A 26,819-nucleotide genomic window follows, 5' to 3' on the forward strand; every position below is an offset into this window, starting at 1 on the left:
CCACATCCCGATCCCGAGGAGGCTCCCGTGCGAGCAGCAGTCATCACCGCCCTCAACGGCCCTGACGGTGTCGTGATCCATGACCAGCCCGAACCGGAACCGGCGGCCGGGCAGGTGCGGATCGACGTCCACTCCGCAGGCGTGGTCTTCCCCGACGTCCTGCAGACCCGCGGCGGATATCAGTTGCGTCCGGAGCTGCCGTTCACGCCGGGCTGGGAGGTCGCCGGCGTGGTCCGCGAGGACTCCGGCGGGTTCCGCGCCGGCGACAGGGTCGCTGCGATGCCGGTCATCGGAGGCTTCGCCGAGACCGTCGCGGTGAGCTCGGAGATGGTCTTCTCTCTGCCCGACGACATCGGGTTCGACAAGGGCGCGGCACTGCCGCTGAACTACCTGACCGGCCACTTCGCGCTCATGCGTCGTGCCCGCCTCCTCGCCGGCGAGACCGTCCTGGTGCAAGGAGCCGCCGGTGGCGTGGGTACGGCAGCGTGCCAGCTGGCCGCCGCGTACGGCGCCCGGGTGATCGCGGTCGTCTCGACGCCGGAAAAGGGGGAGGTCGCGCGTGCCGTAGGTGCGCACGAGGTGGTTCTTGCCGCGGGGTTTCGCGACGAGGTCTCACGGCTCACCGATGGCCGAGGCGTCGACGTCGTCGTCGATCCCGTGGGCGGAGACCGTTTCACCGACTCGCTGCGCACGCTCGCGCCCGAGGGACGTCTGATCGTGATCGGCTTCACCGGTCGCGAGATCCCGACCGTCAAGGTGAACCGGCTCCTGCTCACCAACACCACCGTCATGGGCGCGGCCTCCGAGGAGTTCTGGCACTTGAATCCGGGGTACGCCGCCCAGCAGTGGGACGAGCTGATGCCACTGATCCGGTCCGGCGCCATCGACCCGCCGATCGGCGAGGTCTTCAGCCTCGAGGAGACAGCCGCCGCGCTCCGCGCCATGGACGAACGCCGGGCGATCGGCCGACTGATCGTGCGCGTACGAGAACCCGGTCCATCCCTACCCCTCGGGTCACATCAAGTAGTTCGATGAAGTCTCAAAGGAGAGTCCGATGAAGCATGTCTACGAGCGCAACGTCCCCATGAAGACCCGGGACGGAGTGATCCTGAACGCCGACGTCTGGCGACCGCTGGAGGGGCAGGCCCCGACTCTCCTGATGCGTACGCCGTACGACAAGGGAGCCACCTTCCTCGGTGGTGGACCCAACAACCCGATCCCATCCTTGATCGCGTTCCTGAACGCCGGCTACGCGGTGGTCGTGCAGGACACCCGAGGCACCTACACCTCCGAGGGGGCCTTCACCCCCAAGGTGAACGAGATCGAGGACGGTCAGGACGCCGCCGCCTGGATCCTCGAGCAGGGCTGGAGCGACGGGACCATCGGCACCTACGGCGCCTCCTACATGGGCATGACCCAATGGGCCCTGGCCACCACCGACACCCCAGGCCTGAAGGCCATCGCGCCCACCGTGGCCTCGGCGAACTGGTATTCAGGACTCTGGTATTCCCAGGGCGGCGCCCTGTGCCTGAGCTTGGTGACCTGGTGGAACGCCCTCATGTACGCCGCCGATGAGCAGCGGGGGCTGCAACGAGGTGAGACGTCGGACCCCTCGGTGCTGATGCGGCTCGGCGCGGTGCTGATGGACACGCTGCCTCTCAACGACACCACGCCCGTCGCCGACCTGCCGGTGCACGGCAAGGGCCGCTGGTTCGACGACTGGCTCGCTCACCCCGACTTCGACCACTACTGGCAGTCCCAGGACTGGTCGCAGTCGATGTCGTCGGTCACCGTCCCCGTTCTCGCCTCGACAGGGTGGTACGACCTGAAGATGCATGAGCAGGTCGCCGACTTCGTCCGGGTCCGGACTCAGGGTGGCTCGGAGCCGGCCCGTGACGGATCCCGGCTGGTGATCGGCCCGTGGGACCACACCAACCTGACGGGGGAGTACCCCGACCGCTACTTCGGCCCGCTGGCCGTCGCCGACCTGAGCCCGTCGCACATCGAGTTCTTCGACCAGACACTCCGCGGCCGCGCTCCCGAAACCCCGGCGCCCCGCGTACGCCTGTTCGTCATGGGCATCGACCAGTGGCGCGACGAGCAGGACTTCCCGCTGCCCGACACCCAGTACGTCGACTACCACCTGACCAGCGACGGCTCGGCCAACACCAGCAACGGCAACGGCACCCTCACGCACGAGGCACCGACCGCCGAGGGGAGTGACGAGTTCCGATACGACCCGCGCAACCCGGTCCCCACGGCGGGCGGCGCCCTCCTGCCGTCCGTGCCCGGGTTCATCGGCCCGGTCGACCAGAGCGTGGTCGACGGACGCGACGACGTCCTCTGCTACGCCGGTCCCGTTCTGACCGAGCCGGTCGAGGTCACCGGGTTCGTCGAGCTCAAGGTGTTCGTCTCCTCCACCGCGGTCGACACCGACATCACCGCCAAGCTCGTCGACGTCTTCCCCGACGGCCGCGCCATCAACCTGTGCGACGGCATCCTGCGGCTGCGCTACCGCAACAGCCTCTCCCAGCCCGAGGTCATGGAGCCCGGCGAGGTCTACGAGGTGACCGTGCCGATGTCGGTGACCTCCAACGTGTTCCTCCCCGGCCACCGGATCCGACTGGACATCTCCAGCAGCAACTTCCCCCACTACGACCGCAACTCCAACACCGGGGGAGTGATCTCCTCCGAGGCGCTGGAGGACATGGTGGTCGCCGACAACACCGTCCACCACGGTGGCGCCCGCCCCAGCCGCCTGGTGCTGCCGATCATCGAGCGCTGATCTCGGCTCCTGTGCGCCTGCCGTGAGGCAGGCGCACAGGGCTACTCCGACTGGTACTGCAGTCCGTCCAGCAGGATGTCGCCGATCTCGGCGAACGCCTGGCCGGCAGTCAGACCGGTACGCCGCAGCAGACGTCCCGAGCGGACTCCGTCGATCGCGAGCACCACGAGCTCGGAGGCCAGAGCGGCGTCGACGGCGCGGAACTGGCCGGCGCGTACGCCGTCCTCGATCATCTCGTGCACGCGGCGTGCGGCGGCGGCCGAGTTCAAGGCGTAGATGTCGGCCGCCGCGCGGTAGGTGACCATGTCGTCGTAGAACGCGGCCGAGTGCCGCCCCATCTCCCGGCCGACGCCGTGGAGATAGACCTTGATCTTGCGACGGTGGTCGCTCTCGGCCGCGGTCTCCTCCTCGATCCGCGCCGTCGCGGACTCGAAGAACCGCTTGACCACCAACGAGACCAAGTCGTTCTTCGACCCGCCGACGCCGTACAGCGTCGACTTGGAGCAACGCAGCCGCGTGGCCAGCTCGTCCATGCTGAGCTTGGCGAAGCCCTCCTCGAGCAGAATCGCCTCGATCTGCGCCAAGAGATCAGAGCGACGCTGCTCGTCGACCTTGCGCCGACCAGCAGGACGCTCGAGGGCCTCGGGGGGCAGGTAGTCGTGGCTCACACCGCCATTGTGCCGTCAGCCGCGTGCCCAGTCGGGCACAGGCCCAGAAGTTTGGGAATACGATCGTCATCCCATGTGCTATTGTCGTATGAACGTAATCCCAAACGTCAGGAACCCATGATGACAACAACTCCGCAGGTCGCGCTCGTCACGGGCGCATCCTCAGGCATCGGCAAGGCCACCGCGATCGCGCTGGTCGCGGCGGGCTTCCAAGTGATCGGCACCAGCCGCAACACCGCGCGACTCACCGCGCCCGCGGGGGTGACCTACCTCGACCTCGACGTGACCAGCGACGAGTCGGTCGCCTCGGCGGTCGAGCAGGTCATCGAGCGGTTCGGGCGCATCGACGTCCTCGTCAACAACGCCGGAGTCGGGTCGACCGGTGCGGGCGAGGAGTTCTCGATCGGCCAGACGCAGGACATCTTCGACATCAACGTCTACGGCGTCATGCGGATGACCAAGGCGGTCCTGCCGCACATGCGGGCGCAGCGCAGCGGGCGCATCATCAACGTCTCCTCCCTCAGCGGATTCGTCCCCAGCCCGTTCATGACCGTCTACGTGGCGACCAAGCACGCGGTCGAGGGCTACTCCCAGTCGCTGGACCACGAGGTGCGTGAGTACGGCGTCCGGGTCCTGCTCGTCGAGCCCGGCCCGATCAACACCCCGTTCGCGGGCCACAGCGTCGAGGCGGACACCCCCATGCCGCTCTACGCGGCGGGACGGCGCAACTACGACGAGCTGATCACGAAGAACCTCAGCAGCGGCGACGACCCTGCCGTCGTCGCCAAGGTGATCGTCGGGGCGGCCACCGACCGCAACCCGAAGCTGCGGCGTACGGCCGGCTCGGCCGCCCGGACCATCAACGCGGTGCACCGCATCGCCCCGGCGCGCAGCTTCGACCGCGTCATCCGCAGGTACAACCGGATGCCGAGCTGAGACGATGGTGCGCTACACGGAAGAACACAAGCAGGAGACCCGGCAGCGGATCATCGCGACCGCCGGTCGACGGCTCAAGCGTGACGGCATCGACGGCTCCGGGGTCGCGACGCTGATGAAGGACGCGGGCCTGACCAACGGCGCGTTCTACCGCCACTTCGAGTCCAAGGACAGCCTCGTCGCGGAGGCGATCAGCGACCAGCTGCACACGCTGCACGCCAACATCGTCGAGCAGGCGGAGCCTGGCCGGGCCGGCTTGGAGCAGATCGTGCGCTGGTACCTGTCGGCCGAGCATCGGGACAACCCGGTCGACGGCTGCCCCAACGCCGCCCTCCTCGACGAGATCGCGCGCAGTGAGGAGGCGACCAGGCAGGCGTACACCGAAGGCGTGCTTGTCGTCATCGACGGCCTCGCGGCGCGGATGGCACCCGACGACCCGCCCTCGGCCCGCGTGAAGGCGCTCAGTCTCCTCGGCCTGATGGCCGGGACGCTCCAGCTCTCTCGCGCGCTGGCCGACCGGCAGCTCTCCGACGACCTCCTCGAGCAGGGCCTCCGCAATGCGTTGTCCCTGGTGGACGCCGAGGTCGGCCGATGACCCGCGAGCAGACCTTCCATCCGCAGCTGCGGGTCGCGCGGTTCCTTCCGCGCACGATCATCACGGCTCGTACGCTTCCCACGCTCCGTCTCCTCACCAAGGTCACCGCTCGTGCTCGGCGGACCGACGCGCAGGTCGTCGCCGTGGACGACAACGTGTCCGTGCACGTCTTCCGGCCGGCAACGGCTCGGCCCCGCACACCGGCGCTGCTCTGGATCCATGGCGGTGGAATGGTGCTCGGCGACGCGGGGCAGGACCGGGCTTTCTGCCGCCGTGTCGCCGACGAGCTGGGCATCGTGGTCGTCTCGGTCGAATACCGGCTCGCTCCCGAGCACCCGTTCCCGACGCCGTTGGAGGACTGCTACACCGCGCTGCAGTGGCTCGCCCGCCAGCCCGACATCGACCCGGCGCGCATCGCCATCGGCGGGCAGAGCGCCGGCGGCGGCCTGGCCGCCGCGCTGACGCTGCTGGCGCAGGAACGCGGCGAGATCCGTCCGGTCATGCAGCTGATGTCCTACCCGATGCTCGACGACAGGACGACGACCCGCACCGACATCGACCCGCGGCGCCTACGCATCTGGAGCCCGGCCAGCAACCGGTTCGGCTGGAGTGCCTACCTCGGCGCATCGGGCGGCGAGGTCTCCCCGCTGGCCGCGCCGGCCCGCTACGAGGACCTCTCCGGGCTGCCGCCCGCATGGATCGGCGTCGGCACCAACGATCTCTTCCACGACGAGGACGTCGCCTACGCCCGGCGCCTGAAGGAGGCCGGCGTCGACTGCACCCTTCACGTGGTCCCGGGTGCGTACCACAACTTCGACTCCACCGAAGCGAAGGCTCCCGTCTCCCGGGCCTTCGTCAAGGCCCAGATCGCAGCGCTGGACGAAGCGCTCAACGGAGGCTGACGGATCCTGCGGATCAGGGGCCTGGGTGCCAGGCTCGGCCGAGTGCGGTCTCGTGCGAGGCGAGGGCGGCGGCGGGATCGGCTCCGAGGCCGACGCAGAACGTGACGCCCATCGGGACCAGCACCTCGCGCACCGGGTCGGCGAACTCGACGAAGTGGTTGGCCAGGTCGAGGGTGATGTAGCCGTGGACGTAGCTCCACATCGCCCCGGCGGCGGCTCGCGGGTTGTCGATGGTGAGGTCGCCCGTGGTGCTCAGCCGCGTGGCCGCCTCGACCACGTGCGCGTACGCGGAGTTGAACGCGGGGGAGTGTCCGGCTCGCCGCTCGCCCTTGGTCGGGGTGGGCCGGTAGGTCGCCCGGGTGGAGAGGCCGAACATGGCGTCGTACAGGTGTGGGTTCGCCTGGGCGTAGGACAGCGTGGTCAGTGCCATCGTGAAGAGGTCGGCGATGGCGTCCTCGCTGGCACCGATCTGAGCGAACGCCTCGCCCAGCTGGTCGAAGCCGTGGTCCACCACGGCACCGAGCAGCTCCGGGACGCCACCGAAGTAGTTGTAGACGACCATGCTCGACATGCCGGCCTTCGCGGCGACCGTCCTGGCCTTGATGGCCGAGGGGCCCTCCTCGGCGAGCATCGTGACGGCGGCGGCGATGAGTCGCTCCGGGATCCCGTTGGAGGGGCCGTCCGTCACCGTGGAATTCCTCGACATGGCCGTCATCGTCCCAAACCGGCATCGGGGATGTGCGACATGGCGTGCTCGGCCAGAGCCGTGATCGTCAGCGCCGGGTTGACACCCGGGTTGGCCGGAAGGGCGGCGGCGTCGCAGACGACCATGTTCCGATAGCCGAACACCTGCAGTTCGGCGTCGACGACTCCGGTGGCCGGGCTCGTGCCGACCACGGCGCCACCGAGCACGTGGGCGGTCATCGGCCGGTTGCCGAACACCTCGAAGACGCTGCTCTGCGCGACGCCTCCGGTGCGCTGGGCCAGCCACTTCGCGACCCGGTGGCCTGCGTCGATGTACGTCGGCGCGGGCCGTTCGGTGTCGCGCCCGGTAGTGAGCCGATATCCCCTCCCCAGGAGTCGCCTCCGTGCGACGAACCGGATCGCGTTGTCTCGCGGCCGCATGACCAGCATCATCAAGGTGCGTGCCGACCAGCCCGATCGCATCGTCGAGAGCCAGCGGCGGGGGTGGCGCACCACGGTGCGGAGCCAGGCCGACAGGCGCCGTACGCCCCGGCCCTCGCCCACCAGGACCGTGAACATCAGGCGCATGAAGTCGCCTCGCGGCCCATAGGTGAGGAACTCGATCTGGGTGTCGCCGTCGAGGACCACCCGGCTGCTCGCGGTGACGTCGCGCCAGGTGCCGATGTCCTCGGGGAGCAGGACGGAGAGCACGGCCTCGCTGTTCGTACGCGCGAGGTGGCCGAGGCGGTCGCTGAGCGCGGGAAGTGTCCCACGGTGCTTGCAGTCCGCGAGGAGGGCGTTGGTGCCCACCGCGCCGGCGGCGAACACGACCCCGCGCGTGGTGATGCTCGTGCGGCGCCCGCCCCGGCCTCCGGAACCGCGGGTGGTGATCCGATAGCCGTCGCTCCCATCGGCCGCCCCGAGCGGAGTCACGTCGACCACCTCGCGCTCCGCAAAGACCTGGGCGCCGTGCTTCTCGGCGAACCAGAGGTAGTTCTTGGTGAGCCGGTTGGCGGCGCCGATACGGCACCCGGTCATGCACTGCCCACAGCGGGTGCAGCCGGTGCGGTGCGGGCCCTCGCCGCCGAAGTAGGGATCCGGCACGGTGACGCCCGGCTCGCCGAAGAAGACCCCGACCGGCGCCGCCGAGAAGCTGCCGCCGAACCGGTCGGCGACCTCGCGGGTCAGTCCGCTCGTCACCGACTCCCACGGCGTCGTGCTCGCGCCGAGCATCCGCTCCGCGGTGGCGTAATGAGGCTCGAGGACCTCCTTCCAACGGACCGGGCCGGGCCACTGGGAGTCGGCGAAGAAGTCCTCGTGCGGGCGGAACAGGACGCCGCCGTACACGAGGCTGCCGCCACCGACCCCGGTCTGGGTGGAGCTGAACACGTGGCGGAAGAGCACGTTGCGCATGATCCCGTGCAGCCCGACCTTCGGCGCCCAGACGAAGCGGCGGCTGTCGGATGCCGATGCGGGCAGCTCCTCGTCGGCGTACGCGCGGCCGCGCTCGAGGACCGCGACCCGGTGACCCTTCTCGGCCAGTCGCAGGGCGGCGACGCTGCCGCCGAAGCCCGACCCGACGACGACCCAGTCATGGTCCAGCGGGGGATGGGTGGTGCTGTTCAAGGTGGCTCCTCCGGGTTGTGACATCAGGATAACTTCGTTATTGTCGTGTGACAAGCGTCGCACGAACGCCCTCACCGCATCGCAACGGAGACCGGTCATGACAGAAGAAGTACGAGGCAACCTCGAGGTCGAGGACCGCGGCGCGGTACTGGTCGCCCGCATCGACGGCGGTCCGCTGGGGCTGTTCGGCAACGACATCGCCGAGCAGCTCGACACGCTCGTCGACCGCGCGGACGGTGATCCCGCGATCCAGGCCGTCGTGTTCACCGGCACCCACCCGGACCGCTTCGTCTCGCACGCCGAGGTGCGCTGGCTGCAGGAGGGCGGGGCCACGGTCCCGTCGGTCGGCGTCCGGGGCGCCTCTGCCCTCGCCCACACGGCCCGCGGGGTGAACCGGGCCGGCGGGCTGAAGACAGCGTTCGGCAGGACACCGCTGTGGCCGGCGGTCCAGCTGGAGCGGGTGCACCAGACGTTCCTGAAGATGAACCGCAGCGGCGTCGTCTTCGTCGCGGCCCTGAACGGGTCGGCGCTCGGTCTCGGAGCCGAGTTCAGCTGGGCCAACGACCTGCGAGTCATGGCTGAGGGGGACTACGTCATCGGTCAGCCGGAGGTCCTGCTCGGGATCATGCCCGGCGGCGGTGGCAGCCAGCGGCTTCCGCGCCTGGTGGGCAACCACAAGGCGCTGCTGGCGATCCTGTCCGGCGAGCCGTTCACTCCTGCGCAAGCGCTGGAGATCGGCGCGGTCGACGACGTCGTGGCGCCGGACCAGGTGCTCGACCGAGCGATCGAGCTGGCCGAGCACCTGGGTTCGCGACCGAAGACGTCGCGCGCGGCGATCAAGCGATCGGTCTACTTCGGCGGCTCGGCGAGCCTCGAGGAGGGGCTGCACATCGAACGCTCCGAGTTCCTCGCCACCGCGCTCTCCGACATCGGCCAGGAGCTGATGCTCGACTACATGGCCAACACGGAGGCGGCCGGTGAGCTGCCGCTGTACCAGCCCGGAGTCTTCGAGGAAGTGCTCCAGGCGGGCACCACCCGTGGTGCCGGTGCCACGAGTCAGGAGATCCGGCGATGAGCGGCCACACCGTCACCCGCCACGACGTCAGCTTCGACTCGGCCGGCGACACCTGCGCCGCCTGGCTCTTTCTCCCCGACGGCGTCAACAACCCTCCGGTGGTGATCCTCGGACACGGCCTGGGCGCCACCCGGGAGATGCGCCTGGACGCGTTCGCCGAGCGATTCGCCCAGGCCGGGATCGCGGCGCTGGCGTTCACCTATCGCCACTTCGGCGACTCCACCGGCCAGCCCCGTCAGCTGCTGTCGATCAAGCGGCAGCTGGCCGACTGGGACGCCGCCATCGCCCACGTCAAAGGGCGCTCCGACGTCGACGGCACTCGCGTCGCGGTCTGGGGAAGCTCGTTCGGCGGCGGTCATGCCATCGTCGTCGCCTCCCGCCACCCCGAGCTGCGCGCGGCGGTGTCCCAGTGCCCGTTCACCGACGGCCTCGCGTCGGCCCGCGCTCTCGGTCCGGTCGGCACGATGCGGCTGCTGCCCACCGTCGCTCGCGACCTCGTCGTCGCGACCCTGCGGCGGGACCCGGTGCTCATCACGCTCGCTGGGGCGCCGGGGGAGAAGGCGCTGATGACGGCCCCGGACGCCCTGCCCGGCTACCTCGCGCTCGTTCCGGAGGGCTCCGGCTTCGTCAACGAGGTCACCGCCCGCGTCGCCCCCACCATCACCCGGCACCGTCCGGGCAAGGTCGCCAAGGACGTACGGATGCCGATTCTCTTCTGCATCTGCGACCACGACTCCGTCACGCCGCCCGAAGAGACGCTCGCCTACGCGCGCACTGCGCCTCGCGGCGAGATCAAGCGGTACGACGCCGGCCACTTCGACATCTACCTCGGCGACGCGTTCGAGACCGTCGTCGCCGACCAGACCGAGTTCCTCACCCGTCACCTGAAGGCCTGACCCATGACGTTCTCCACCATCATCGACCGGCGCGCCACCGACAACCCGTCCGGTCCGGCCATCGCCGACTCGTCCCAGCGGCTCACCAACGCCGAGCTCCTCGACCTGGTCCGTGCCGGCGCGGCGCATCTCGCCGAGCTCGGCATCGGTGCCGGGGACGTCGTCGCGCTCAAGCTCACCAACCGCGTCGAGTTCGTCGTACTGCTCTTCGCCGCATGGCGACTCGGAGCGACCATCACACCGGTCAACCCGGCCCTGACCGACTCCGAGGTCGCCCGGCAGCTCGACGACTCCGGCGCGAAGCTGCACGTCATCGAAGACGGCGCTCACCCGATCGGCGACGTACCCGCCCTCGCGGTCTCAGACCTGCGCCGGGAGCCCATGCAGGAGGAGGCCGCGCCGCCGGTCGTTGACAGTGCGCTCCTGGCGCTGCTCATCTACACCTCGGGCACCACCGGCGTACCCAAGGGGGTGATGCTCGACCACGCCAACCTGGAGGCCATGACCGCCATGGGGCGCGATGCGCTCGAGGTCGGTCCCGAGGACCGCTGCCTGCTGATCCTGCCGCTCTTCCACGTCAACGGCATCGTCGTCAGCATCCTCACCCCGCTCCTCGTCGGCGCCAGCGTGGTCATCGCGGACCGGTTCAACCCGCACACGTTCTTCGAAACCGTCGAGAAGGAGCGCCCGACGTTCTTCTCCGCGGTGCCCACGATCTACAGCATGCTCGCCGCGCTGCCCGATGACGTACGGCCCGACACGAGCTCGGTCCGGTTCGCGGTCTGCGGTGCTGCCCCGGCGTCGGCCGACCTGCTCGCCCGGTTCGAGGACCGCTTCGGCTTCCCGCTCATCGAGGGCTACGGACTCTCCGAAGCCACCTGTGGCTCGACCATCAACCCGGTCGGCGGCCCGCGCAAGGCGGGAACCGTCGGGCTGCCGTTCCCCGGCCAGGAGCTGCGCATCCTGGGCGCGGACGGCAAGCCGGTGCCGCCCGGCGAGAACGGCGAGGTCAGCGTCCGCGGAGCCAACGTCATGCGCGGATACCTGGGCCGTCCGGACGACACCGCCGCCGTGATCAGCGACGGCTGGCTCTCCACCGGCGACCTCGGCCACGTCGACGAGGACGGCTACCTCACCATCGTCGGCCGGTCGAAGGAGATGATCATCCGAGGTGGCGAGAACATCTACCCGAAGGAGATCGAGGACGTCCTCGCCGGCGACCCGACCGTCCTCGAGGTCGCGGTGATCGGCCTCCCCGACGAGAAGTGGGGCGAGGTCGTGGTCGCCTTCGTCCAGGCCCGCCCGGGCGCGACGGTCGACGTCAGCGCCCTGATGGCGAGGTGCCGGGCGCAGCTCAGCGGCTACAAGCGACCCACCGCGATCCATGTGCTCGGCGCCCTGCCCAAGAACACGGTGGGCAAGCTCGACAAACGGGCCCTTCGCAACCAGCGAGGGAGGGGCGTGCCTGTAGATTCTTCCCTGTGAAGAGGCCTCGAAGTACTTACCGCTCACCTGGATTCATGTCGGATGGTGAGCGGGCCTGATGGACAGCCAGACGTTCCTCAGCCTCGGGCTGGTGCTGGTGTTCGTGCTGGTCGGCGGCGTCTTCGCCGCGACCGAGCTGGCGCTGGTGTCGCTGCGTGAGAGCCAGCTGACCGCGCTCGAGCGCAAGGGCGCACGTGGAGCACGGGTGGCGGAGGTGGCCCGCGACCCCAACCGCTTCCTGGCCGCGGTGCAGATCGGCGTGACCGTCGCCGGCTTCCTCTCCGCGGCCTACGGCGGGTCGGCGATCGCCCCCGACGTCGCGCCCTACCTCGAGCGACTCGGCCTGACCGAGGCGCTCGCCGAGACCACGGCGCTGATCGTGCTGACCCTGTTCATCGCCTATCTCTCCCTGGTGCTGGGCGAGCTGGTGCCCAAGCGACTGGCGCTGCAGAAGGCCGCCGGCATCTCGCTGGCCGTCGCGCCCGTGCTGGACCGGTTCGCCAGCGTGATGCGGCCGGTGATCTGGCTGCTCTCGGTCTCCACTGACGCGGTCGTACGGCTGCTCGGCGGTGACCCCAAGGCCTCGGCCGAGCAGGTCTCGGAGGAGGAGCTGCGCGAGATGGTCTCCACCAACCGGGACCTCGAGGAGGACGAGCGCCGGATCCTGCGTGACGTGTTCGCCACCACCGAGACGACGTTGCGGGAGGTGATGCGTCCGCGCGGCGACGTCACCTTCCTGCCCGCCTCCATGCCGCTTCCTGCGGCAGCCGAGACCGTGCGCGACCTGCCCTACTCCCGCTACCCGGTGACCGGAGAGGGCTTCGACGACATCCTCGGTTTCCTGCACGTACGCGACCTGCTCGGTGTCGTCGCGACGGACGAGCGCACGATCCGGGACATCTGCCGTCCGGTGCTCTCGCTGCCGGGGAGCAAGCGGGTGATCCCGTCGGTCGCCACGATGCGCGAGGGCGGCACCCACCTGGCGATGGTCGTGGACGAGTACGGCGGCACCGACGGCATCGTGACCCTCGAGGATCTCGTCGAGGAGATGATCGGCGACATCCGTGACGAGTACGACCACGGCGAGGCTCGCATCCGCGACCACGGTGACCTGTCCCGGATCGACGGCGCGATGACGATCGAGGACTTCGCCGACACCACCGGCATCGAGCTCGAGGACGGCGCCTACGAGACCGTCGCGGGCTATCTCATCGCGCGGCTGGGGCACATCCCACAGGTCGGGGAGGTGCTGGCCCTTCCGGACGGCACCTTGGAGGTGACCGCCCGGAACGGCAACCGCATCACCGAGATCGCGCTGCGCCCCGAGGAGCGACCTCCGGCACCGGAGTGAGCACGGCTCTGATTCAGTGACGGCCGACGATCGCCTCGAAGGAGTCGAGCAGGACGTCGATGCCGTCGAGGAAGACCTCGCGAGGGGTGAGCACGAGGAGCTCGGGGAGCACTGCGGCGAGCGACGGGTGTCGCACCGGGTCCACCGCTCGTAGGTCGCCCACCCAACTGGTGGGTGGGACGCCCGCCAGCTCCTGCAGTCGCTGTTCGGACAAGGTGGCGGCGGCCGCCAGCACGTAGCTGGAGTAGGCGGCGTAGCAGCGCACGACCTGCTGCTTGTCGAGCCCGGCGCGGGCCAGCTGGTCCAGGATCCAGTCGATCACCGCGAGCTCCCCGGGACCTCCGGTGGAGATGGCAGTGGCCTCGGCGCCGATCTGCGGGTGGGCGCTGAACGTGTCGATGGTGCACACGGCACCGTCGCGCAGCTGGTCGCGCCACGACGCGCCCCGGTCGACGCGGACCATGGATGCCGCGATCAGACCGTCGAGAAGCGCCGCCATCAGCTCGTCCTTGTCGCGGAAGCGTCGATAGATCGCCGTCGGGTCAGCGCCGAGGGCGGTGCCCAGGCTGCGGAACGTGATCGCCTCTCCGTTGGCGGCGAGCTCGGTCGCCGTCGCGAGGATCGCCTCGCGGTCCAGCGCGACGCGCTCCTTCGAGCGGCGGGTGACGGCACTCATCGTGACCTCCTCAAGTCTGGACGATCCTACCCAGTCACAGTGCTGTCAACACCGTTGACAACACTGTTGTCACGGATCTAGCGTACCGACTCGAGTGATCCTGACCACACCGAGGCAGGCCGCGCCCGCTGGAGGAACCCCTTGACGACGTACGCAGATCTTCTGTTCGCCGGTGGCCCCGTCCATCTCGGAAACACCGCCCGCAGCCGTGCGACCGCGGTCGCCGTACGGGGCGAGCGGATCGTCGGGGTCGGGCACGACGAGCTGAGCGAGCTCGTGGGTCCCGCCACCGAGGTCGTCGAACTCCGTGGCCGTATGCTCGTCCCGGGTTTCCAGGACGCCCACGTGCATCCCGTCGGTGCCGGCGTCGAGCTCGGGCAGTGCGACCTCACCGAGACGGTCGATGTCGAGGAGTACCGCAGTCGGATCGCGTCGTATGCCGCCGCGAACCCCGACCGGCCCTGGATCACCGGTGGCGGCTGGTCTATGGAGAGCTTCCCGGGCGGCGCCCCCGACCGAGCCTTCCTCGATGAGATCGTCCCCGACCGTCCGGTCTACCTGGCCAACCGCGACCACCACGGCGGCTTGGCCAACAGCCGTGCGCTCGAGCTCGCCGGCATCGACCCTCGTACCCCCGATCCGGTCGACGGCCGGATCGAGCGCGACGCAGACGGCGTCCCCACCGGCCTGCTGCAGGAGGGCGCGATGCATCTCGTTGCCGCCGTCGTTCCGGAGACCACCCGTGAGGAGAAGCTCGCCGGCCTGCTGCGTGCCCAAGGGGTGCTGCATTCGCTCGGCATCACCGCCTGGCAGGACGCGTTGATCGGCATCAATCCGGTCATCAGCGACACCTCGACGGCGTACGCCGACGCGCTCGACGCCGACCTGCTGACCGCCCGCGTCGTCGGCGCGCTCTGGTGGAGCCGGGACCGCGGTGCCGAGCAGATCGAGGATCTGCTGGCGGCTCGCGAGGCGATGACCCGCGGCGGTTTTCGGGCCACGAGCGTCAAGATCATGCAGGACGGCATCGCTGAGAACCACACGGCCGCGATGATCAGTCCGTACGGCTCGGGCTGCGGCTGCCGCGATGCGGGCGACCACCGCGGACTGTCGTTCGTCGACCCCGAGGCGCTCAAGGAGCACGTCACCGCGCTCGACGCGCACGGCTTCCAGGTCCACTTCCACGCGCTCGGCGACCGCGCTGTCCGCGAGGCGCTCGACGCCATCGAGGTGGCCCGCGACAAGAACGGCTTCACCGACGGCCGGCACCACCTGGCGCACCTGCAGATCGTGCATCCCGAGGATGTCGCCCGCTTTCGTAGGCTCGGCGTGACCGCCAACATCCAGGCGCTGTGGGCCGCCCATGAGCCGCAGATGGACGAGCTCACCATCCCGTTCCTGGGCCCGGAGCGCTCCGCGTGGCAGTACCCGTTCGGTTCGCTGCTGCGTAGTGGCGCCGTGCTCGCCGCCGGCAGCGACTGGCCCGTCAGCAGCGCCGACCCCATCCGCGGCATCCACGTCGCGGTGAACCGGGTCGAGCCCGACACTGACCACCCGGTCTTCTATGCCGAGGAGCGGATCGACCTCGGCAGCGCGTTGGCGGCGTACACCTCCGGCACGGCGTACGTGAACCACCTCGATGACACCGGCACCATCACCGTCGGCAACCTGGCCGACCTGGTAGTGCTCGACCGGGACCCGTTCGACGGTCCGGCCTCGGACATCTGGGACACCCATGTCGAGCAGACCTTCGTGGGTGGGGAGCGGGTGTACGCCCGATGACGGCGAGCCACGTCCGCGACGCTCTCGCGTCCGCGAAGCCGCTCCCATTCTGGCTCGACGACCCGGACCGACCGGCGGCCCGACCGCCACTGGCCGGCGACCAGAGCTGCGATCTGGCGGTCGTCGGTGGCGGCTACTCCGGTCTGTGGACGGCGCTTCGAGCCAAGGAGCGTGACCCCGGACGAGATGTCGTCCTGGTCGAGGCGGACCGGATCGGTGGCGCCGCGAGCGGTCGCAACGGAGGCTTCTGTGAGGCGAGCCTGACCCATGGTGAGGCCAACGGCCGCACCCGTTGGCCCGACCAGGCCGCCCGGCTCGAGGAGCTCGGCCTGGCCAACCTCGACGACATCGAGGTGACCTTGCGGCGCTACGGCATCGACTGCGACTTCCGCCGGACCGGGCAGCTCGCCGTCGCCACCCGACCGCACGAGGTCGAGGACCTCCGGGCCGAGGCCGAGGGCGAGAGCGCGGTCTTCCTCGACGGGGCCGCCGTCCGTGCGGAGGTCGACTCGCCGACGTACCTGGCCGGATTGTGGAGCAAGGACAGCTGCGCGACCGTCGATCCGGCCCGTCTGGTCTGGGGTCTGGCCGCCGCGGCCGAGCGGCTCGGTGTGCGTATCGTCGAAGGCACGCCGGTCGAGCGGATCCGCCGGGCCGGCGGGCAGATCGCAGTACACACCAACCACGGCACGATCCATGCGCAGCAGGTCGCGCTCGGCACCAACGCCTACCGCCCGCTGCTGCGCCGGCTCCGGCTGGCGACGGTCCCGGTCTACGACTACGTCCTCATGACCGAGCCGCTCACCGACGAGCAGCTCGCGTCGATCGGCTGGAGCAACCGGCAGGGCCTCTCCGACTGCGGCAACCAGTTCCACTACTACCGCCTGACCGCGGACAACCGGATCCTCTGGGGCGGCTACGACGCGATCTACCACTACGGGCGGCGGGTCCGGGCGTCGTACGACCAGCGACAGGAGACCTTCGACGTCCTCGCCCGGCAGTTCTTCGAGACCTTCCCCCAGTTGGCCGGCGTCCGCTTCAGCCACCGGTGGGGTGGGGCGATCGACACCTGCACGCGGTTCTGCGCCTTCTTCGGCACCGCGTTCGGCGGCCGCGTCGCCTACGCCCTCGGCTTCACCGGCCTCGGTGTCGGTGCCACCCGGTTCGGTGCCGACGTGATGCTCGACCTGCTGGCTGGGGAGGACACCGAGCGCACTCGGCTCGCCCTCGTTCGGAAGCGGCCGCTGCCGTTCCCGCCGGAGCCGATCGCGTGGATCGGCATCCAGCTGACCCGCTGGTCGCTCGCGCGCGCCGACGCGCGAGCCGGTCACCGCAATGCCTGGCTCCGCCTGCTCGACCGCCTCGGACTGGGGTTCGACTCATGAGCCCGATCTCGGACATCACCCATGCAGCCCCCGCTGACAGCACCGTCCCAAGGAGATCCTTGTGAACCGACGCAACCTCATGCGCATCACCGCGCTGCTCCTCACCTGCACTGCGATCGTCGGTTGTGGGCGATCGGCCGACAACTCGACGTCCTCGACGACCGCGAGCCACCTCCAACCGACGACGACCGCCGCGACCGCTGACGCCGACCCGATCACCTGGGCGGTCTACCGCGACGTCCAGACGATCGATCCCCTCTACGCCTTCGACTACCCGGACAACACCGCGCTCACCCTGATGTGTGAGTCGCTGCTCCGCACCGCGCCGGACGGCACGATCACCGACGGGCTCGCCTCGTTCTCGCGCACGGACGACAAGACGCTGGTCTTCGACATCAACCCGGACGCGAAGTTCTGGGACAACAGCCCGGTCACCGCCGAGGACGTCGTCTACAGCCTCGAGCGTCATCGCGACCCCGAGCTCGGCGGGTTCTACGCCGACTCCCTCGTCCGGGTCGACACGATCGAGGCGACCGGCGACCGCCAGGTCACCATCACGCTGACCCAGCCCGACTACTGGCTCGACGGCGAGCTCGCCTCGCTCCCCGGCATCATCGTGCAGAAGAAGTACGTCGAGGCCAAGGGCGCCGCCTACGGCACCACGACAGGTGGCGCGATGTGCACGGGCGCCTACGAGCTCGACTCCTGGTCGCCGGCGAGCGGGGTGGTCGCGGTACCCAACGACGACTACTGGGGTGAGGCCGATCCGCGGGTCGCGAAGATCACCCTCAAGGGTGTCGTCGACGAAGCGGCTCTTACGTCCTCGCTGATCGCGGGCGAGATCGGTGGGACGTACCCGCCGGCGATCTCGACGCTGCCGGTGCTGGAGGGCAACAAGGCCGTCACCGTCACGCAGGGTCCCGGCTACGCGACCGCCGCGCTGGTGATCAGCGACCTGGACGGCACGCTCGGTGACGTCAAGGTCCGCCAGGCGCTGTCACTTGCTCTCGACCGCAAGGGCATCGTCGAGAACGTGTTCCATGGTGCGGCCGAGGACGCGCGCTGGCTCGTCAACCCGGGCACCTTCGCCTCGGCGAGCGAGACCTACCAGGCGGCGTACAAGGACAGTCCGGTGCTCGAGCAGGACATCGACCAGGCGAAGAAGCTGATCGAGGAGGCCGGGGCGGCGGGCAAGACCGTCACGATCGGCATGTCCTCGGCGATCCCGGACATCGCCTACGAGGCCGGAGCCTTCAAGACGGCGGGCGAGAAGATCGGCCTCGAGGTGGAGTTCAAGTCGGTCTCGGCCGATGCATTCATCAACTTCTTCATCGACCCGAAGGCGCGCGAGGGGGTGGATGCGTTCCCGACGGTGACCTACGGCGACTATGCCGACCCCGCCGCGCTCTCCGCGACGGTCGTCCTGCCCGACGGTGCGCAGAACTACTCGGGCTTCGACGACCCGGAGATCACCTCGCTGATGGAGGAGGCGCGCGGCACCGAGGACGTGGAGGCCCGGGCGAAGCTCGTCATCGAGGCGCAGCAGCGCACCATGGAACTGCTGCCATGGATCCCGACCGCCCAGCCGAACTCGGTGCTCGTGACCAACAGCGAGCTGACCGGAGCAGTGTCGTCGTTCGCCTACATGTCGGCGCCCTGGGCCAACCACCTGGGAGCCCGATGACCATGCGGATCGGATACCTGATGCGCCGACTCGCGATGCTGGGGGTGACACTCCTGGTGGCCAGCTTCGCGATCTTCGCAGCGACGTACGTCGCGCCGGGCAACCCGCTCGCCGCGCTCTCCGGGGGCAAGTCGCTCTCCGCTGAAGCGCAGGCGGTGCTCGAGCGGCGATACCATCTCGACGAGCCGTTCCTCGCGCAGTATTGGCACTGGCTCTCCGGGGCTCTCCGGGGCGACCTGGGCGTGTCGATCCCGCTGCACCAGGACGTCTCCTCCCTCATCGCGGACCGCGCTTGGATCACGCTCAGCCTGGTGCTCTACGCCGCCGTCATCATCGTGGTCCTCGGCATCGGTCTCGGCCTGCTCGCCGGGCTTCGGCCGGGGTGGATCGACTCCTCGGTGCTGGTCATCTCCTCGATGGCCGCCGCCGTGCCGGCCTTCGTCGCGGCCATCGTGCTGATCGCGGTCTTCGCGGTGTCGCTCGGCTGGTTCCCGACGATCGGGGTCGGCGAGGGCTTCCTCGGCCACCTCGAGCACCTCACCCTGCCGGCGGTCGCGCTCGCGCTGTCATCAGTGGCGGTCGTGGCGCGAGTGACCCGCACCGCGATCCGCGAGGAGGTGGAGCGTGAGCACGTCCAGACGGCGATCAGCCGCGGAATCCCGCAGCACCTCGTCGTCACCCGCCACGTGCTGCGCAACGCCGCGATCCCGATCACCACGGTGACCGGCGTGACGATCGCGAGCCTCATCGCGATCTCGTCCGTGGTCGAGACATCCTTCGGCCTCAACGGCCTGGGGCAGTACCTCGTGAAGTCGGCCCAGGGTAAGGACATCGCCGTCGTGCAGGGCATCTCGCTCGTGCTCGTGGTGGCGTTCGTGATCGTCAACGTCGTGGTCGACGCGATGTACGCGGTGCTCGACCCCCGCGTCAAGCTCGGAGCGAGGGCCTCATGAGCGCCGTCGCCACCGCCACCGCCCCCGCCGCCGGCACGACGGCGACCCGTCGCCGTGCCCGTCTCGGCGCGACTGTGTGGGTCTGCGTCGTCGTGGTCGGGCTCGCCGCCATGATCGGCATCATCGGGCCGGTGCTCACGCCACACGACCCGAACCAGGCCGACCTGGCGCAGGCGTGGATCGGTCCGGGGGAGGGGCACCTGCTCGGTCTCGACGTCCAGGGCCGGGACGTGCTGTCCCGGGTCCTGGCCGGCGCGCGGTCCTCGCTGCTCGGGCCGCTGCTCATCGTGGTCCTCTGCATGCTGGTGGGTTCGGTGCTCGGTCTTGCCTCCGCGTGGCGCGGGGGAGCGGTCGACACGACGGTGTCGGCGGGCCTGGATATCCTGTTTGCGTTCCCCGGTGTGCTGCTGGCGGCGCTCACGGCGGCAGTCTTCGGTGCAGGCCTGTGGGCGGCGGTGCTCGCGATGGCGGTGGCGTACACGCCCTTCGTCGCGCGGTTGTTGCGCAGCGCGATGCTCAAGGAGCGCAGCCAGCCCTACATCACCGCCCTCGAGGTGCAAGGTCTGGGCGCGACCGCGATCTGCGTACGGCACCTGCTGCCCAACGTGTTCCCGTTCATGGTGGCGCAGGCGTCGATCCTGTTCGGCTATGCAGTCCTCGACCTGGCGGTCATCTCGTACCTCGGTATCGGCGTCCAGCCGCCGAACCCGGACTGGGGCGTGATGATCTCGGAGAACCAGTCGGGCATCCTTCTCGGCTACCCGATGCCCGCTCTCGTTGCGGGCGTCTGCATCGTCGTGGTCGTCGTGGCCATGAACCTGCTCGGCGAGCGGCTCCTCGAGCGGGCCGGGAAGGAGGGTGGCCGATGAGCGCGACCCATCATGGCCCGCTGTTGGAGGTCGACGGGCTGGGCCTGGACCTGCTCGTGGGAGGCGTCCACCGCTCGGTGCTGCGCGACGTGTCGTTCACGGTGGCTGCCGGGGAGGCGGTCGGCCTCGTGGGAGAGTCGGGCTCGGGCAAGTCGATGACCGTGCGGGCGATCGATCGGCTGTTGCCCGCGGGGGCACGCCGGCGTGGTTCGATCCGGTTCGCAGGCCAGGATGTGGAGGCCCTATCCGGTGCCGCCCTACGCGCCTACCGCGCCGAGGTCTCCGTCGTCTTCCAGGACCCGCGGGTGCACATCAACCCGGTGCGCCAGGTCGGCGACTTCATGACCGAGGTGCTGCGTACGAACCGCGGGGTCAAGCGGCGGGAGGCGGCTCGCCGAGCGGTCGCGATGCTCGCGAAGCTAGGGATCTCGGACGGGGAGAGACGTTTGGAGCAGTATCCGCACGAGCTGTCCGGCGGGCTGCTTCAGCGGGTGATGATCGCCAGCGCGCTGCTCACCGAACCCCGACTGCTGCTCGCCGACGAGCCGACCACTGCGCTGGACGTGACGACGCAGGCCGAGATCATGGGCTTGCTCGACGAGCTACGCCAGGACCTCGGTCTGTCGCTGCTGTTCATCACCCACGACCTGGATCTGGCCGCGGCGGTCTGCGACCGCACCGGGGTCATGTACGCCGGCGAGATCGTCGAGGTCCGCCAGTCGGGAAGGCTTCACGACGACCCGCTCCACCCCTACACCGCCGCCCTCGGCGCGGCGCGGCCGCTGCTGGACCGCGCGATGCTCCGGCTTACGGCGGTCCCGGGGCGTCCGCTGTCGGCGCTCCAGGCGCCGGCCGACGCGTGCGCCTTCGCCGGTCGCTGTCCGCACAAGCACGACGTCTGCGTCTCCTCCGCCCCGGCGTTGGTCGACCTAGACGGCGGTGCCGTGCGGTGCGCACGCGCAGAGGAGCTTCGTGGAGTCCTGGGAGGAAGCACCCATGTCTGAGGCGTACGAGACCACTGAGGCGGAACCGGCCCTGGCAGTCACCGGCCTGCGCAAGGTGTTCGGAGAGGTGGTCGCCGTCGAGGACGTCTCCTTCACGGTACGTCGGGGAGGATCGCTCGGGATCGTCGGCGAGTCCGGATCCGGGAAGACCACGGTCGCGAACATGATCACCGGCCAGGAGCGACCGTCGGCCGGCACGATCCGCGCCTGCGGTCGAGACCGTACGGCGCCGGCGCGCGGTGGCGCCGAGCGCCGCCGGCGCGGCGCCGAGGTGCAGATCGTCTTCCAGGACCCCTACTCCAGCCTGGACCCACGGCAACCGGTCGACCGCGCGATCGAGGAGGTGCTGCGCCTCCACCAGCGCGAGCGGACCTCGTCAGCGCGGGCTGCGCGCGTGGGCGAGCTGATAGAGATGGTGGGTCTCGACGAACGCCAAGGTCGTGCCCTGCCGCGAGTGCTCTCCGGCGGTCAGCGCCAACGGGTGGCGATCGCGCGGGCGCTCGCGGCAGAGCCGGACGTCCTGATCCTCGACGAGTCGGTCGCCGCGCTCGACGTGTCCATCCAGGCGCAGGTGCTCAATCTGCTCAGCGATCTGCGGGAGCGGCTGTCGATCACCTATGTGCTGATCAGCCACGACCTGGCCGTCGTGCGTCAGCTCACCGAGACCGTGGTGGTGATGCAGCACGGCGCCGTCGTCGAACGTGGGACGACGACCGATGTGCTGGATGCGCCGCAGCACGACTACACCCGCCGGCTGCGGGCGAGCGTCCCGACGCCCGGGTGGGACCTGACGGAGGTACGTCGCGCCTTCAGCCCCGCGACACCATGACCGTCAGTTCGACATCTCCGGCACCGGAGTGAGGACGGTGCCGTCGGCGAGCCAGCGGTCGAGGTTGTCGAGGGTCAACTGCTCCATGGCGGCACGCGTCTCGACGGTGCCGCTGGCCAGGTGCGGGAGGAGCACCACGTTGTCGAGGTCCATCAGCTCCGCGGGGACCGCGGGCTCCTCGGTGTAGACGTCGAGGCCGGCGCCGGCGATGCCACCCTCGAGGAGCAGCTCGACCAGCGCGTCCTGGTCGACCACGGAGCCACGCGCGATGTTGATCAGGTAGCCCTCGGGCCCGAGCGCCTCGAGCACCTTGCGGTCGACGAGGTGCTGCGTACCGCTGCCGCCGGAGGTGGCGAGGACCAGGATGTCGACGTCGGCGGCGAGCTGCGCGGGGGAGGCGGCGTAGGCGTACGGGGAGCCGTGGACCTCGCGGCGGGAGTGGTAGGAGATCGGGCAGCCGAACGCCTCGAACCGCGTCGCGATGGCCTGGCCGATCCGGCCCAGCCCCAGGATCCCGACCCGCTTGCCCGAGACCTTACGAGCCAGGGGGTAGGTGACCACCTCTGGCCAGTCGCCGCGGCGTACGAACCGGTCGGCCGCGCTGAGCTGGCGCAGGGTGTCGATGGCGAGGCCGATCGCGGTGTCGGCCACGCAGTCGGTCAGCACGTCGGGGGTGTTGGAGACCAGTACGCCACGTGCGGCCGCGGTCTCGACGTCGGTGGTGTCGTAGCCGACCCCGAAGTTGACGACGGCGCCGAGCGCGGGCAGCTGCGCCATCAGCTCGGCCGGTACGCCGGTGCGCCCGGTGGTCACCACGGCGCCGATCGAGGGCCCGTGCTCGGCGAGGAAGGCGGCGCGGCTGTCGTCGTCGGGCAGCACCAGGGCGTCGTAGCGGTCGGTGAGGGTGGCGGCCAGCGACGGCTTGAGCGGTCCTACCTGGAGGATTCGGCGGGTCACGGTTTCTCCTGTCGATCGGGTCGCCGTCAGATGACGGTCTTGACGAGGGCGGTCAGCTCGGCCAGCTCGTCCTCGGTGAGGTCGGTCAGCGGGGGACGTACGGGGCCGGCCGGACGGCCGGCGGCGGTGAGACCGGCCTTGACGATCGAGACGCCGTAGCCGGCTCCGCGGTCGCGGATCGCGATGTAGGGGACCACGAAGTCGCGGAGCCGGGCGAGCACCTCGTCGCGGTCGCGGTTGCGGACGGCGGTGTAGAACTCGACCGCCCACTGCGGCGCGAAGTTGAAGATCGCCGAGGAGTAGGTGCTGACGCCGAGCTCCAGATAGGGCAGGGCGTACGTCTCGGCGGTCGGCAGGCCCCCGACGTAGAGCAGGCGGTCGCCGAGGCGCGCGTTGAGCGTGGCGAGCAGGTCGATGTCGCAGACGCCGTCCTTGAAGCCGATGAGGTTCGGGAACTCCTCGGCGAGACGGACGATGGTGTCGGCGTCGTAGCGGGCGTTGGCGCGGTGGTAGACGATCACGCCGAGCGAGGTCTCGGAGCAGACGCGGGCGACGTGCTCGTACAGGCCACGACCCGGCAGCTCGGTGAGGTAGGGCGGCAGCAGCAGGATGCCGTCGGCGCCGTCCGCCTCGGCGCGCTGCGCCATCGCGACGGCCTGGGAGGTGCCGTAGCCGGCCGCGCCCATCACCGGGGTGCCGTTCCCGACCTCCTCGACGGTGGCCCGCAGGACCCGGGACACCTCGTCGTGGGTCAGCGAGAAGAACTCACCGGTGCCGCCGGCGGCGAAGAGGCCGGCGACGTCGAAGCCGTCGAGGTGCTGCAGATGGGCGCGGTAGCCGTCCTCGTCGAAGGCGTAGTCGGCGGTCGCATGCGTCACCGGGAACGACAGCAGGCCGGCGCCGAGGGCGTCACGGAGCTCGGTGGGGGAGTAGCGGCCCATGGGGTCTCCTCAAGGGGATCGATGACGTCGGAGATCCCGAGGCTAGGTAGCGGAGGCGATACGCGTCCAACATCGTGACGGCATCGTTCGATGCTCCATGGGCATTGGCCGACGTGCTTGACGTCACACAAAACTCGCTCGTACGGTTCATCCACGAATGACAACGACGTCCACATATGTAGATGTCGCCGATCGACTGGAGGAACAGTCGCATGAACTTTCGTCCCTCGCTGCGGTCCCGCTTCGGACTCGCAAGCGCCTCGCTCATGGCTGTCTCGCTCACCCTCTCGGCGTGTGGCGTCGCCAACTCCGACAGTGCCGGCGCCGCCGGTGACACGGTCCGGATCGTGCTCCCGCAGGAGCCGCCGACCCTCGAACCGTGCGATGCCAACCTGACCGCGACGGGCGTCGTGGTGCGCTCCAACATCACCGAGCCGCTGGTCGAGCGCGACCCCGCCTCCGGCGATCTACAGCCGCTGCTCGCCACGGAGTGGGAGCAGACCGAGCCGACCAAATGGACCTTCACGCTCCGCGAGGGTGTGAAGTTCTCCGACGGCTCCGCCTTCGACGCCGAGGCCGCCGCGCACTCCATCGACCGCGCGGTCAACGGCACCTTCGGCTGCAACGTCGAGGGCTACGTCTTCGGTGACGACGAGCTCCAGGCCAAGGCCGTCGACGCCACCCACCTCGAGGTGACCACCGCCGGGGCCGACCCGATCCTTCCCCTGCGCCTCTCCTTCATCGAGGTCGTGCCCGCCTCGACCAGCGACACCGCCAAGGTGCGCGAGCCGATCGGGACCGGCCCCTACAAGATCGAGGACTGGCAGAACGGCACCAAGCTGACCCTCGCGGTCAACGACACCTACTGGGGCGACGCCCCGGCGTTCAAGAAGGCGGAGTACCAGTGGCGTGAGGAGGGCAGCGTACGCGCCGCCATGATCACCAACAACGAGGCCGACATCGCCACCGGCCTCGCACCCGAGGACCTCTCCGGCGACGCCGCGGTCCGCTACCAGAACAACGAGACCACCGCGCTGCGGTCGACCGGGACCTACGCCCCGCTCGACGACATCCGGGTGCGGCAGGCGATCAACTACGCGATCGACCGCGAGTCCATCGTCGACAGCCTCTTCCAGGGGTACGCCGAGGTCGCCTCCCAGCTGGTGCCTGAGGGCGTCGTGGGCCACAACCCGGACCTCGAGGCGTGGCCGTACGACCAGGAGAAGGCCAAGTCCCTCATCGCCGAGGCGAAGGCCGACGGGGTGCCGACCGACACCAAGATCCGGCTGATCTCGCGCAACGGCATGTTCCCCAAGGTCCGCGAGACCGTCGAGGTCGTGCAGAAGGCGCTCGAGGACATCGGCCTCAACGTCTCCATCGAGATGATGGACACCGCCGCGTCGGTCGAGTATCAGTCCCGCCCGTACCCCGAGAACACCGGGCCGTACATCATGCTGATCCAGCACGGCAACCAGGCCGGTGACGCCCAGTTCTCCGTCGACCAGTACATGCTCAGCGACGGCCTCCAGTCGACGTTCGGTACGCCGGAGTTCGACGCCCAGATCGGGGCCGCCGACAAGGCCCAGGGCGATGACCGCCAGGCCGCGTTCGCGGGCATCTTCGCCGACGAGCCGGAGAAGGTCTCGCAGTTCGCCTACATCGCGCACATGACCGGGATCATCGGCGAGTCCGACAACGTCGAGTACGAGCCCAACTCGGCGACCGGCGACGAGATGCGCGTGACCGAGATGAAGCCGGCCAAGTGACCCCGGCCGCGACTCACCCAGGAGGTCATCGATGGTGACGTTCCTCCGCAAGCGAGCCCTCACCTCGCTGCTGCCGCTCGTCGTGGTGCTGCTCGGAGTGTTCTTCCTGGCCCGCCTCACCGGCGACCCGGCCAGCCTGTACCTGCCGGAGAACGCCACCGAGGCCCAGAAGGAGACCTTCCGCGCAGTCAACGGCCTCGACCTGCCGGTCTGGCAGCAGCTGGTCGACTACCTCCAGGGCATCCTTCGCCTCGACTTCGGCACCTCGCTGAGCACGGGTGAGTCCGCGGCCGCGATGGCGTTGCGGGCCTTCCCCGCGACGCTCCAGCTGGCGATCACCACGATGCTCATCGCGGTCGTCCTCGCCGTCGTGATCGGCTCGTGGGCGGCGTACCGTCCGAACTCGCTGGCCGACCGGTTCGCGTCGTTCCTGTCGATGACGGCGGCGAGCGTCCCCGACTTCTGGCTCGCCATCATGGGGGTCTGGGTCTTCGCGGTGATGCTCGGGGTGCTGCCGACCTCGGGTGTCGATGCCGGGCTGCTCTCCTGGGTCCTGCCGATCGCGACCCTGCTGCTGCGTCCCGTCGGCGTGCTCACCCAGGTGGTGCGGGGCGCGATGGTGGCGGCCCTGTCCGCGCCGTACGTCCGGCTGGCACGCAGCAAGGGTGCCGACAGCCGTCGGGTCGTCGCTCACCACGCCCTGCGCAACGCCGCCGCCCCGGCGCTGACCGTGGCCGGCGACCTGGCGGTCGGGCTGGTCAACGGTGCCGTGGTCGTGGAGTCGATCTTCGGCTGGCCCGGCATCGGCAAGCTGATGATCGACTCGATCACCGGCCGCGACTTCGCCATCTTGCAGGCGGCCGTGCTGCTCACCGCGGTCACGATCTTCCTGCTCAACATCGCCATCGACATCTGCTACGCCCTGCTCGACGCCCGTGTGCGCGACAAGGCGATGGTGTGAGAGAGGAGA

The 26,819-nt window shown here is 69.7% G+C and carries 24 protein-coding genes; 18 read left to right on the forward strand and 6 right to left on the reverse strand.

Annotated elements, in window-relative coordinates; genetic code table 11:
* Positions 1-27 precede the first annotated feature (27 nt).
* Together OH802_RS12000 and OH802_RS12005 are read left to right on the forward strand one after the other, a co-directional pair.
* On the forward strand, positions 28-1,035 hold the full coding sequence (locus OH802_RS12000; RefSeq protein ID WP_406028144.1) for an NADPH:quinone oxidoreductase family protein: 1,008 nt from the start codon (positions 28-30) through the stop codon (positions 1,033-1,035).
* A gap of 19 nt (positions 1,036-1,054) precedes the next feature.
* Entirely contained in the window at positions 1,055-2,785 is a 1,731-nt protein-coding gene (locus OH802_RS12005) for a CocE/NonD family hydrolase (protein ID WP_406028146.1), read from the forward strand.
* Positions 2,786-2,826: 41 nt separating this feature from the next.
* Here the strand turns inward: OH802_RS12005 and OH802_RS12010 are convergent, their stop codons facing one another.
* Positions 2,827-3,453: a TetR/AcrR family transcriptional regulator gene (locus OH802_RS12010; RefSeq protein WP_406028148.1), complete on the reverse strand. Its 627-nt coding sequence runs from the start codon at positions 3,451-3,453 to the stop codon at positions 2,827-2,829.
* Positions 3,454-3,573: 120 nt separating this feature from the next.
* Here OH802_RS12010 and OH802_RS12015 point away from each other — a divergent pair, with 120 nt between their 5' ends.
* Genes OH802_RS12015 through OH802_RS12025 form a run of 3 tightly spaced genes read left to right on the forward strand, consistent with a single transcriptional unit; the run spans position 3,574 to position 5,886 of the window.
* Positions 3,574-4,389 carry an oxidoreductase gene (locus OH802_RS12015; RefSeq protein ID WP_406028150.1) on the forward strand — a complete coding sequence of 272 codons (816 nt, stop codon included), beginning with the start codon at positions 3,574-3,576 and terminating at the stop codon, positions 4,387-4,389.
* Between the two features lie 4 nt (positions 4,390-4,393).
* Entirely contained in the window at positions 4,394-4,984 is a 591-nt protein-coding gene (locus tag OH802_RS12020; protein ID WP_406028152.1) for a TetR/AcrR family transcriptional regulator, read from the forward strand.
* Positions 4,981-5,886, forward strand: coding sequence for an alpha/beta hydrolase (locus tag OH802_RS12025; protein ID WP_406028154.1), 906 nt, complete (start codon positions 4,981-4,983; stop codon positions 5,884-5,886). The genes OH802_RS12020 and OH802_RS12025 overlap by 4 nt, the downstream gene beginning before the upstream one ends.
* Before the next feature lie 13 nt (positions 5,887-5,899).
* On the opposite strand, the gene OH802_RS12030 is transcribed toward OH802_RS12025, so the two are convergent.
* Both OH802_RS12030 and OH802_RS12035 read right to left on the reverse strand, forming a co-directional pair.
* Positions 5,900-6,574: a TetR/AcrR family transcriptional regulator gene (locus OH802_RS12030; protein ID WP_406028156.1), complete on the reverse strand. Its 675-nt coding sequence runs from the start codon at positions 6,572-6,574 to the stop codon at positions 5,900-5,902.
* A gap of 23 nt (positions 6,575-6,597) precedes the next feature.
* Entirely contained in the window at positions 6,598-8,196 is a 1,599-nt protein-coding gene (locus OH802_RS12035) for a GMC oxidoreductase (protein WP_406028158.1), read from the reverse strand.
* 97 nt (positions 8,197-8,293) lie between these two features.
* Between OH802_RS12035 and OH802_RS12040 the strand changes: the two genes are divergently transcribed.
* The 4 genes from OH802_RS12040 to OH802_RS12055 are packed head-to-tail and all read left to right on the forward strand — an operon-like array spanning position 8,294 to position 13,003.
* The gene (locus OH802_RS12040) at positions 8,294-9,271 is read left to right on the forward strand and encodes an enoyl-CoA hydratase/isomerase family protein (protein WP_406028160.1); all 978 of its coding nucleotides are present in this window, start codon (positions 8,294-8,296) and stop codon (positions 9,269-9,271) included.
* Positions 9,268-10,167, forward strand: coding sequence for an alpha/beta hydrolase (locus OH802_RS12045; RefSeq protein ID WP_406028162.1), 900 nt, complete (start codon positions 9,268-9,270; stop codon positions 10,165-10,167). Before OH802_RS12040 ends, OH802_RS12045 begins: the two co-directional genes overlap by 4 nt.
* A gap of 3 nt (positions 10,168-10,170) precedes the next feature.
* Entirely contained in the window at positions 10,171-11,652 is a 1,482-nt protein-coding gene (locus tag OH802_RS12050) for a class I adenylate-forming enzyme family protein (protein ID WP_406028164.1), read from the forward strand.
* Positions 11,653-11,710: 58 nt separating this feature from the next.
* Complete coding sequence (locus tag OH802_RS12055) at positions 11,711-13,003, forward strand: hemolysin family protein (RefSeq protein WP_406028166.1); 1,293 nt, start codon at positions 11,711-11,713, stop codon at positions 13,001-13,003.
* A gap of 13 nt (positions 13,004-13,016) precedes the next feature.
* On the opposite strand, the gene OH802_RS12060 is transcribed toward OH802_RS12055, so the two are convergent.
* Positions 13,017-13,679, reverse strand: coding sequence for a TetR/AcrR family transcriptional regulator (locus OH802_RS12060; protein ID WP_406028168.1), 663 nt, complete (start codon positions 13,677-13,679; stop codon positions 13,017-13,019).
* Positions 13,680-13,820: 141 nt separating this feature from the next.
* Between OH802_RS12060 and OH802_RS12065 the strand changes: the two genes are divergently transcribed.
* The 7 genes from OH802_RS12065 (at position 13,821) to OH802_RS12095 (ending at position 22,185) form a co-directional block, all read left to right on the forward strand.
* A complete protein-coding gene (locus OH802_RS12065) occupies positions 13,821-15,461 on the forward strand; it encodes an amidohydrolase (RefSeq protein WP_406028170.1) in 1,641 nt (546 codons plus the stop codon).
* A complete protein-coding gene (locus OH802_RS12070) occupies positions 15,458-16,846 on the forward strand; it encodes an NAD(P)/FAD-dependent oxidoreductase (protein ID WP_406028172.1) in 1,389 nt (462 codons plus the stop codon). Before OH802_RS12065 ends, OH802_RS12070 begins: the two co-directional genes overlap by 4 nt.
* A gap of 61 nt (positions 16,847-16,907) precedes the next feature.
* On the forward strand, positions 16,908-18,530 hold the full coding sequence (locus tag OH802_RS12075; protein ID WP_406028174.1) for an ABC transporter substrate-binding protein: 1,623 nt from the start codon (positions 16,908-16,910) through the stop codon (positions 18,528-18,530).
* Positions 18,527-19,483, forward strand: a complete 957-nt coding sequence (locus tag OH802_RS12080) for an ABC transporter permease (protein WP_406028176.1) — start codon at positions 18,527-18,529, stop codon at positions 19,481-19,483. The genes OH802_RS12075 and OH802_RS12080 overlap by 4 nt, the downstream gene beginning before the upstream one ends.
* Positions 19,480-20,352 carry an ABC transporter permease gene (locus tag OH802_RS12085; protein ID WP_406028178.1) on the forward strand — a complete coding sequence of 291 codons (873 nt, stop codon included), beginning with the start codon at positions 19,480-19,482 and terminating at the stop codon, positions 20,350-20,352. The genes OH802_RS12080 and OH802_RS12085 overlap by 4 nt, the downstream gene beginning before the upstream one ends.
* Entirely contained in the window at positions 20,349-21,356 is a 1,008-nt protein-coding gene (locus tag OH802_RS12090) for an ABC transporter ATP-binding protein (protein WP_406028180.1), read from the forward strand. Before OH802_RS12085 ends, OH802_RS12090 begins: the two co-directional genes overlap by 4 nt.
* Positions 21,349-22,185, forward strand: a complete 837-nt coding sequence (locus OH802_RS12095; RefSeq protein WP_406028182.1) for an ABC transporter ATP-binding protein — start codon at positions 21,349-21,351, stop codon at positions 22,183-22,185. Before OH802_RS12090 ends, OH802_RS12095 begins: the two co-directional genes overlap by 8 nt.
* 3 nt (positions 22,186-22,188) lie before the next feature.
* On the opposite strand, the gene OH802_RS12100 is transcribed toward OH802_RS12095, so the two are convergent.
* On the reverse strand, positions 22,189-23,142 hold the full coding sequence (locus OH802_RS12100) for a 2-hydroxyacid dehydrogenase (RefSeq protein ID WP_406028184.1): 954 nt from the start codon (positions 23,140-23,142) through the stop codon (positions 22,189-22,191).
* 26 nt (positions 23,143-23,168) lie between these two features.
* Entirely contained in the window at positions 23,169-24,083 is a 915-nt protein-coding gene (gene kdgD / locus OH802_RS12105) for a 5-dehydro-4-deoxyglucarate dehydratase (RefSeq protein WP_406028186.1), read from the reverse strand.
* Between the two features lie 212 nt (positions 24,084-24,295).
* Between kdgD and OH802_RS12110 the strand changes: the two genes are divergently transcribed.
* Positions 24,296-25,849 carry an ABC transporter substrate-binding protein gene (locus OH802_RS12110; RefSeq protein WP_406028188.1) on the forward strand — a complete coding sequence of 518 codons (1,554 nt, stop codon included), beginning with the start codon at positions 24,296-24,298 and terminating at the stop codon, positions 25,847-25,849.
* Between the two features lie 31 nt (positions 25,850-25,880).
* Positions 25,881-26,810 carry an ABC transporter permease gene (locus OH802_RS12115; RefSeq protein ID WP_091048109.1) on the forward strand — a complete coding sequence of 310 codons (930 nt, stop codon included), beginning with the start codon at positions 25,881-25,883 and terminating at the stop codon, positions 26,808-26,810.
* Positions 26,811-26,819: the final 9 nt, after the last annotated feature.

The organism is Nocardioides sp. NBC_00850 (assembly GCF_045207335.1).
Lineage (GTDB): Bacteria > Actinomycetota > Actinomycetes > Propionibacteriales > Nocardioidaceae > Nocardioides.

Excerpts from the sequence above, each read along its gene's own strand:
- OH802_RS12085 (WP_406028178.1), top strand. The coding sequence starts at position 19,480 with ATGAGCGCCGTCGCCACCGCCACCGCCCCCGCCGCCGGCACGACGGCG.
- OH802_RS12115 (WP_091048109.1), top strand. The coding sequence starts at position 25,881 with ATGGTGACGTTCCTCCGCAAGCGAGCCCTCACCTCGCTGCTGCCGCTC.
- OH802_RS12040 (WP_406028160.1), top strand. The coding sequence starts at position 8,294 with ATGACAGAAGAAGTACGAGGCAACCTCGAGGTCGAGGACCGCGGCGCG.
- OH802_RS12020 (WP_406028152.1), top strand. The coding sequence starts at position 4,394 with ATGGTGCGCTACACGGAAGAACACAAGCAGGAGACCCGGCAGCGGATC.
- OH802_RS12045 (WP_406028162.1), top strand. The coding sequence starts at position 9,268 with ATGAGCGGCCACACCGTCACCCGCCACGACGTCAGCTTCGACTCGGCC.
- OH802_RS12005 (WP_406028146.1), top strand. The coding sequence starts at position 1,055 with ATGAAGCATGTCTACGAGCGCAACGTCCCCATGAAGACCCGGGACGGA.
- OH802_RS12110 (WP_406028188.1), top strand. The coding sequence starts at position 24,296 with ATGAACTTTCGTCCCTCGCTGCGGTCCCGCTTCGGACTCGCAAGCGCC.
- OH802_RS12015 (WP_406028150.1), top strand. The coding sequence starts at position 3,574 with ATGACAACAACTCCGCAGGTCGCGCTCGTCACGGGCGCATCCTCAGGC.
- OH802_RS12050 (WP_406028164.1), top strand. The coding sequence starts at position 10,171 with ATGACGTTCTCCACCATCATCGACCGGCGCGCCACCGACAACCCGTCC.
- OH802_RS12080 (WP_406028176.1), top strand. The coding sequence starts at position 18,527 with ATGACCATGCGGATCGGATACCTGATGCGCCGACTCGCGATGCTGGGG.
- kdgD (WP_406028186.1), bottom strand. The coding sequence starts at position 24,083 with ATGGGCCGCTACTCCCCCACCGAGCTCCGTGACGCCCTCGGCGCCGGC.
- OH802_RS12095 (WP_406028182.1), top strand. The coding sequence starts at position 21,349 with ATGTCTGAGGCGTACGAGACCACTGAGGCGGAACCGGCCCTGGCAGTC.
- OH802_RS12055 (WP_406028166.1), top strand. The coding sequence starts at position 11,711 with ATGGACAGCCAGACGTTCCTCAGCCTCGGGCTGGTGCTGGTGTTCGTG.
- OH802_RS12060 (WP_406028168.1), bottom strand. The coding sequence starts at position 13,679 with ATGAGTGCCGTCACCCGCCGCTCGAAGGAGCGCGTCGCGCTGGACCGC.
- OH802_RS12090 (WP_406028180.1), top strand. The coding sequence starts at position 20,349 with ATGAGCGCGACCCATCATGGCCCGCTGTTGGAGGTCGACGGGCTGGGC.
- OH802_RS12025 (WP_406028154.1), top strand. The coding sequence starts at position 4,981 with ATGACCCGCGAGCAGACCTTCCATCCGCAGCTGCGGGTCGCGCGGTTC.
- OH802_RS12070 (WP_406028172.1), top strand. The coding sequence starts at position 15,458 with ATGACGGCGAGCCACGTCCGCGACGCTCTCGCGTCCGCGAAGCCGCTC.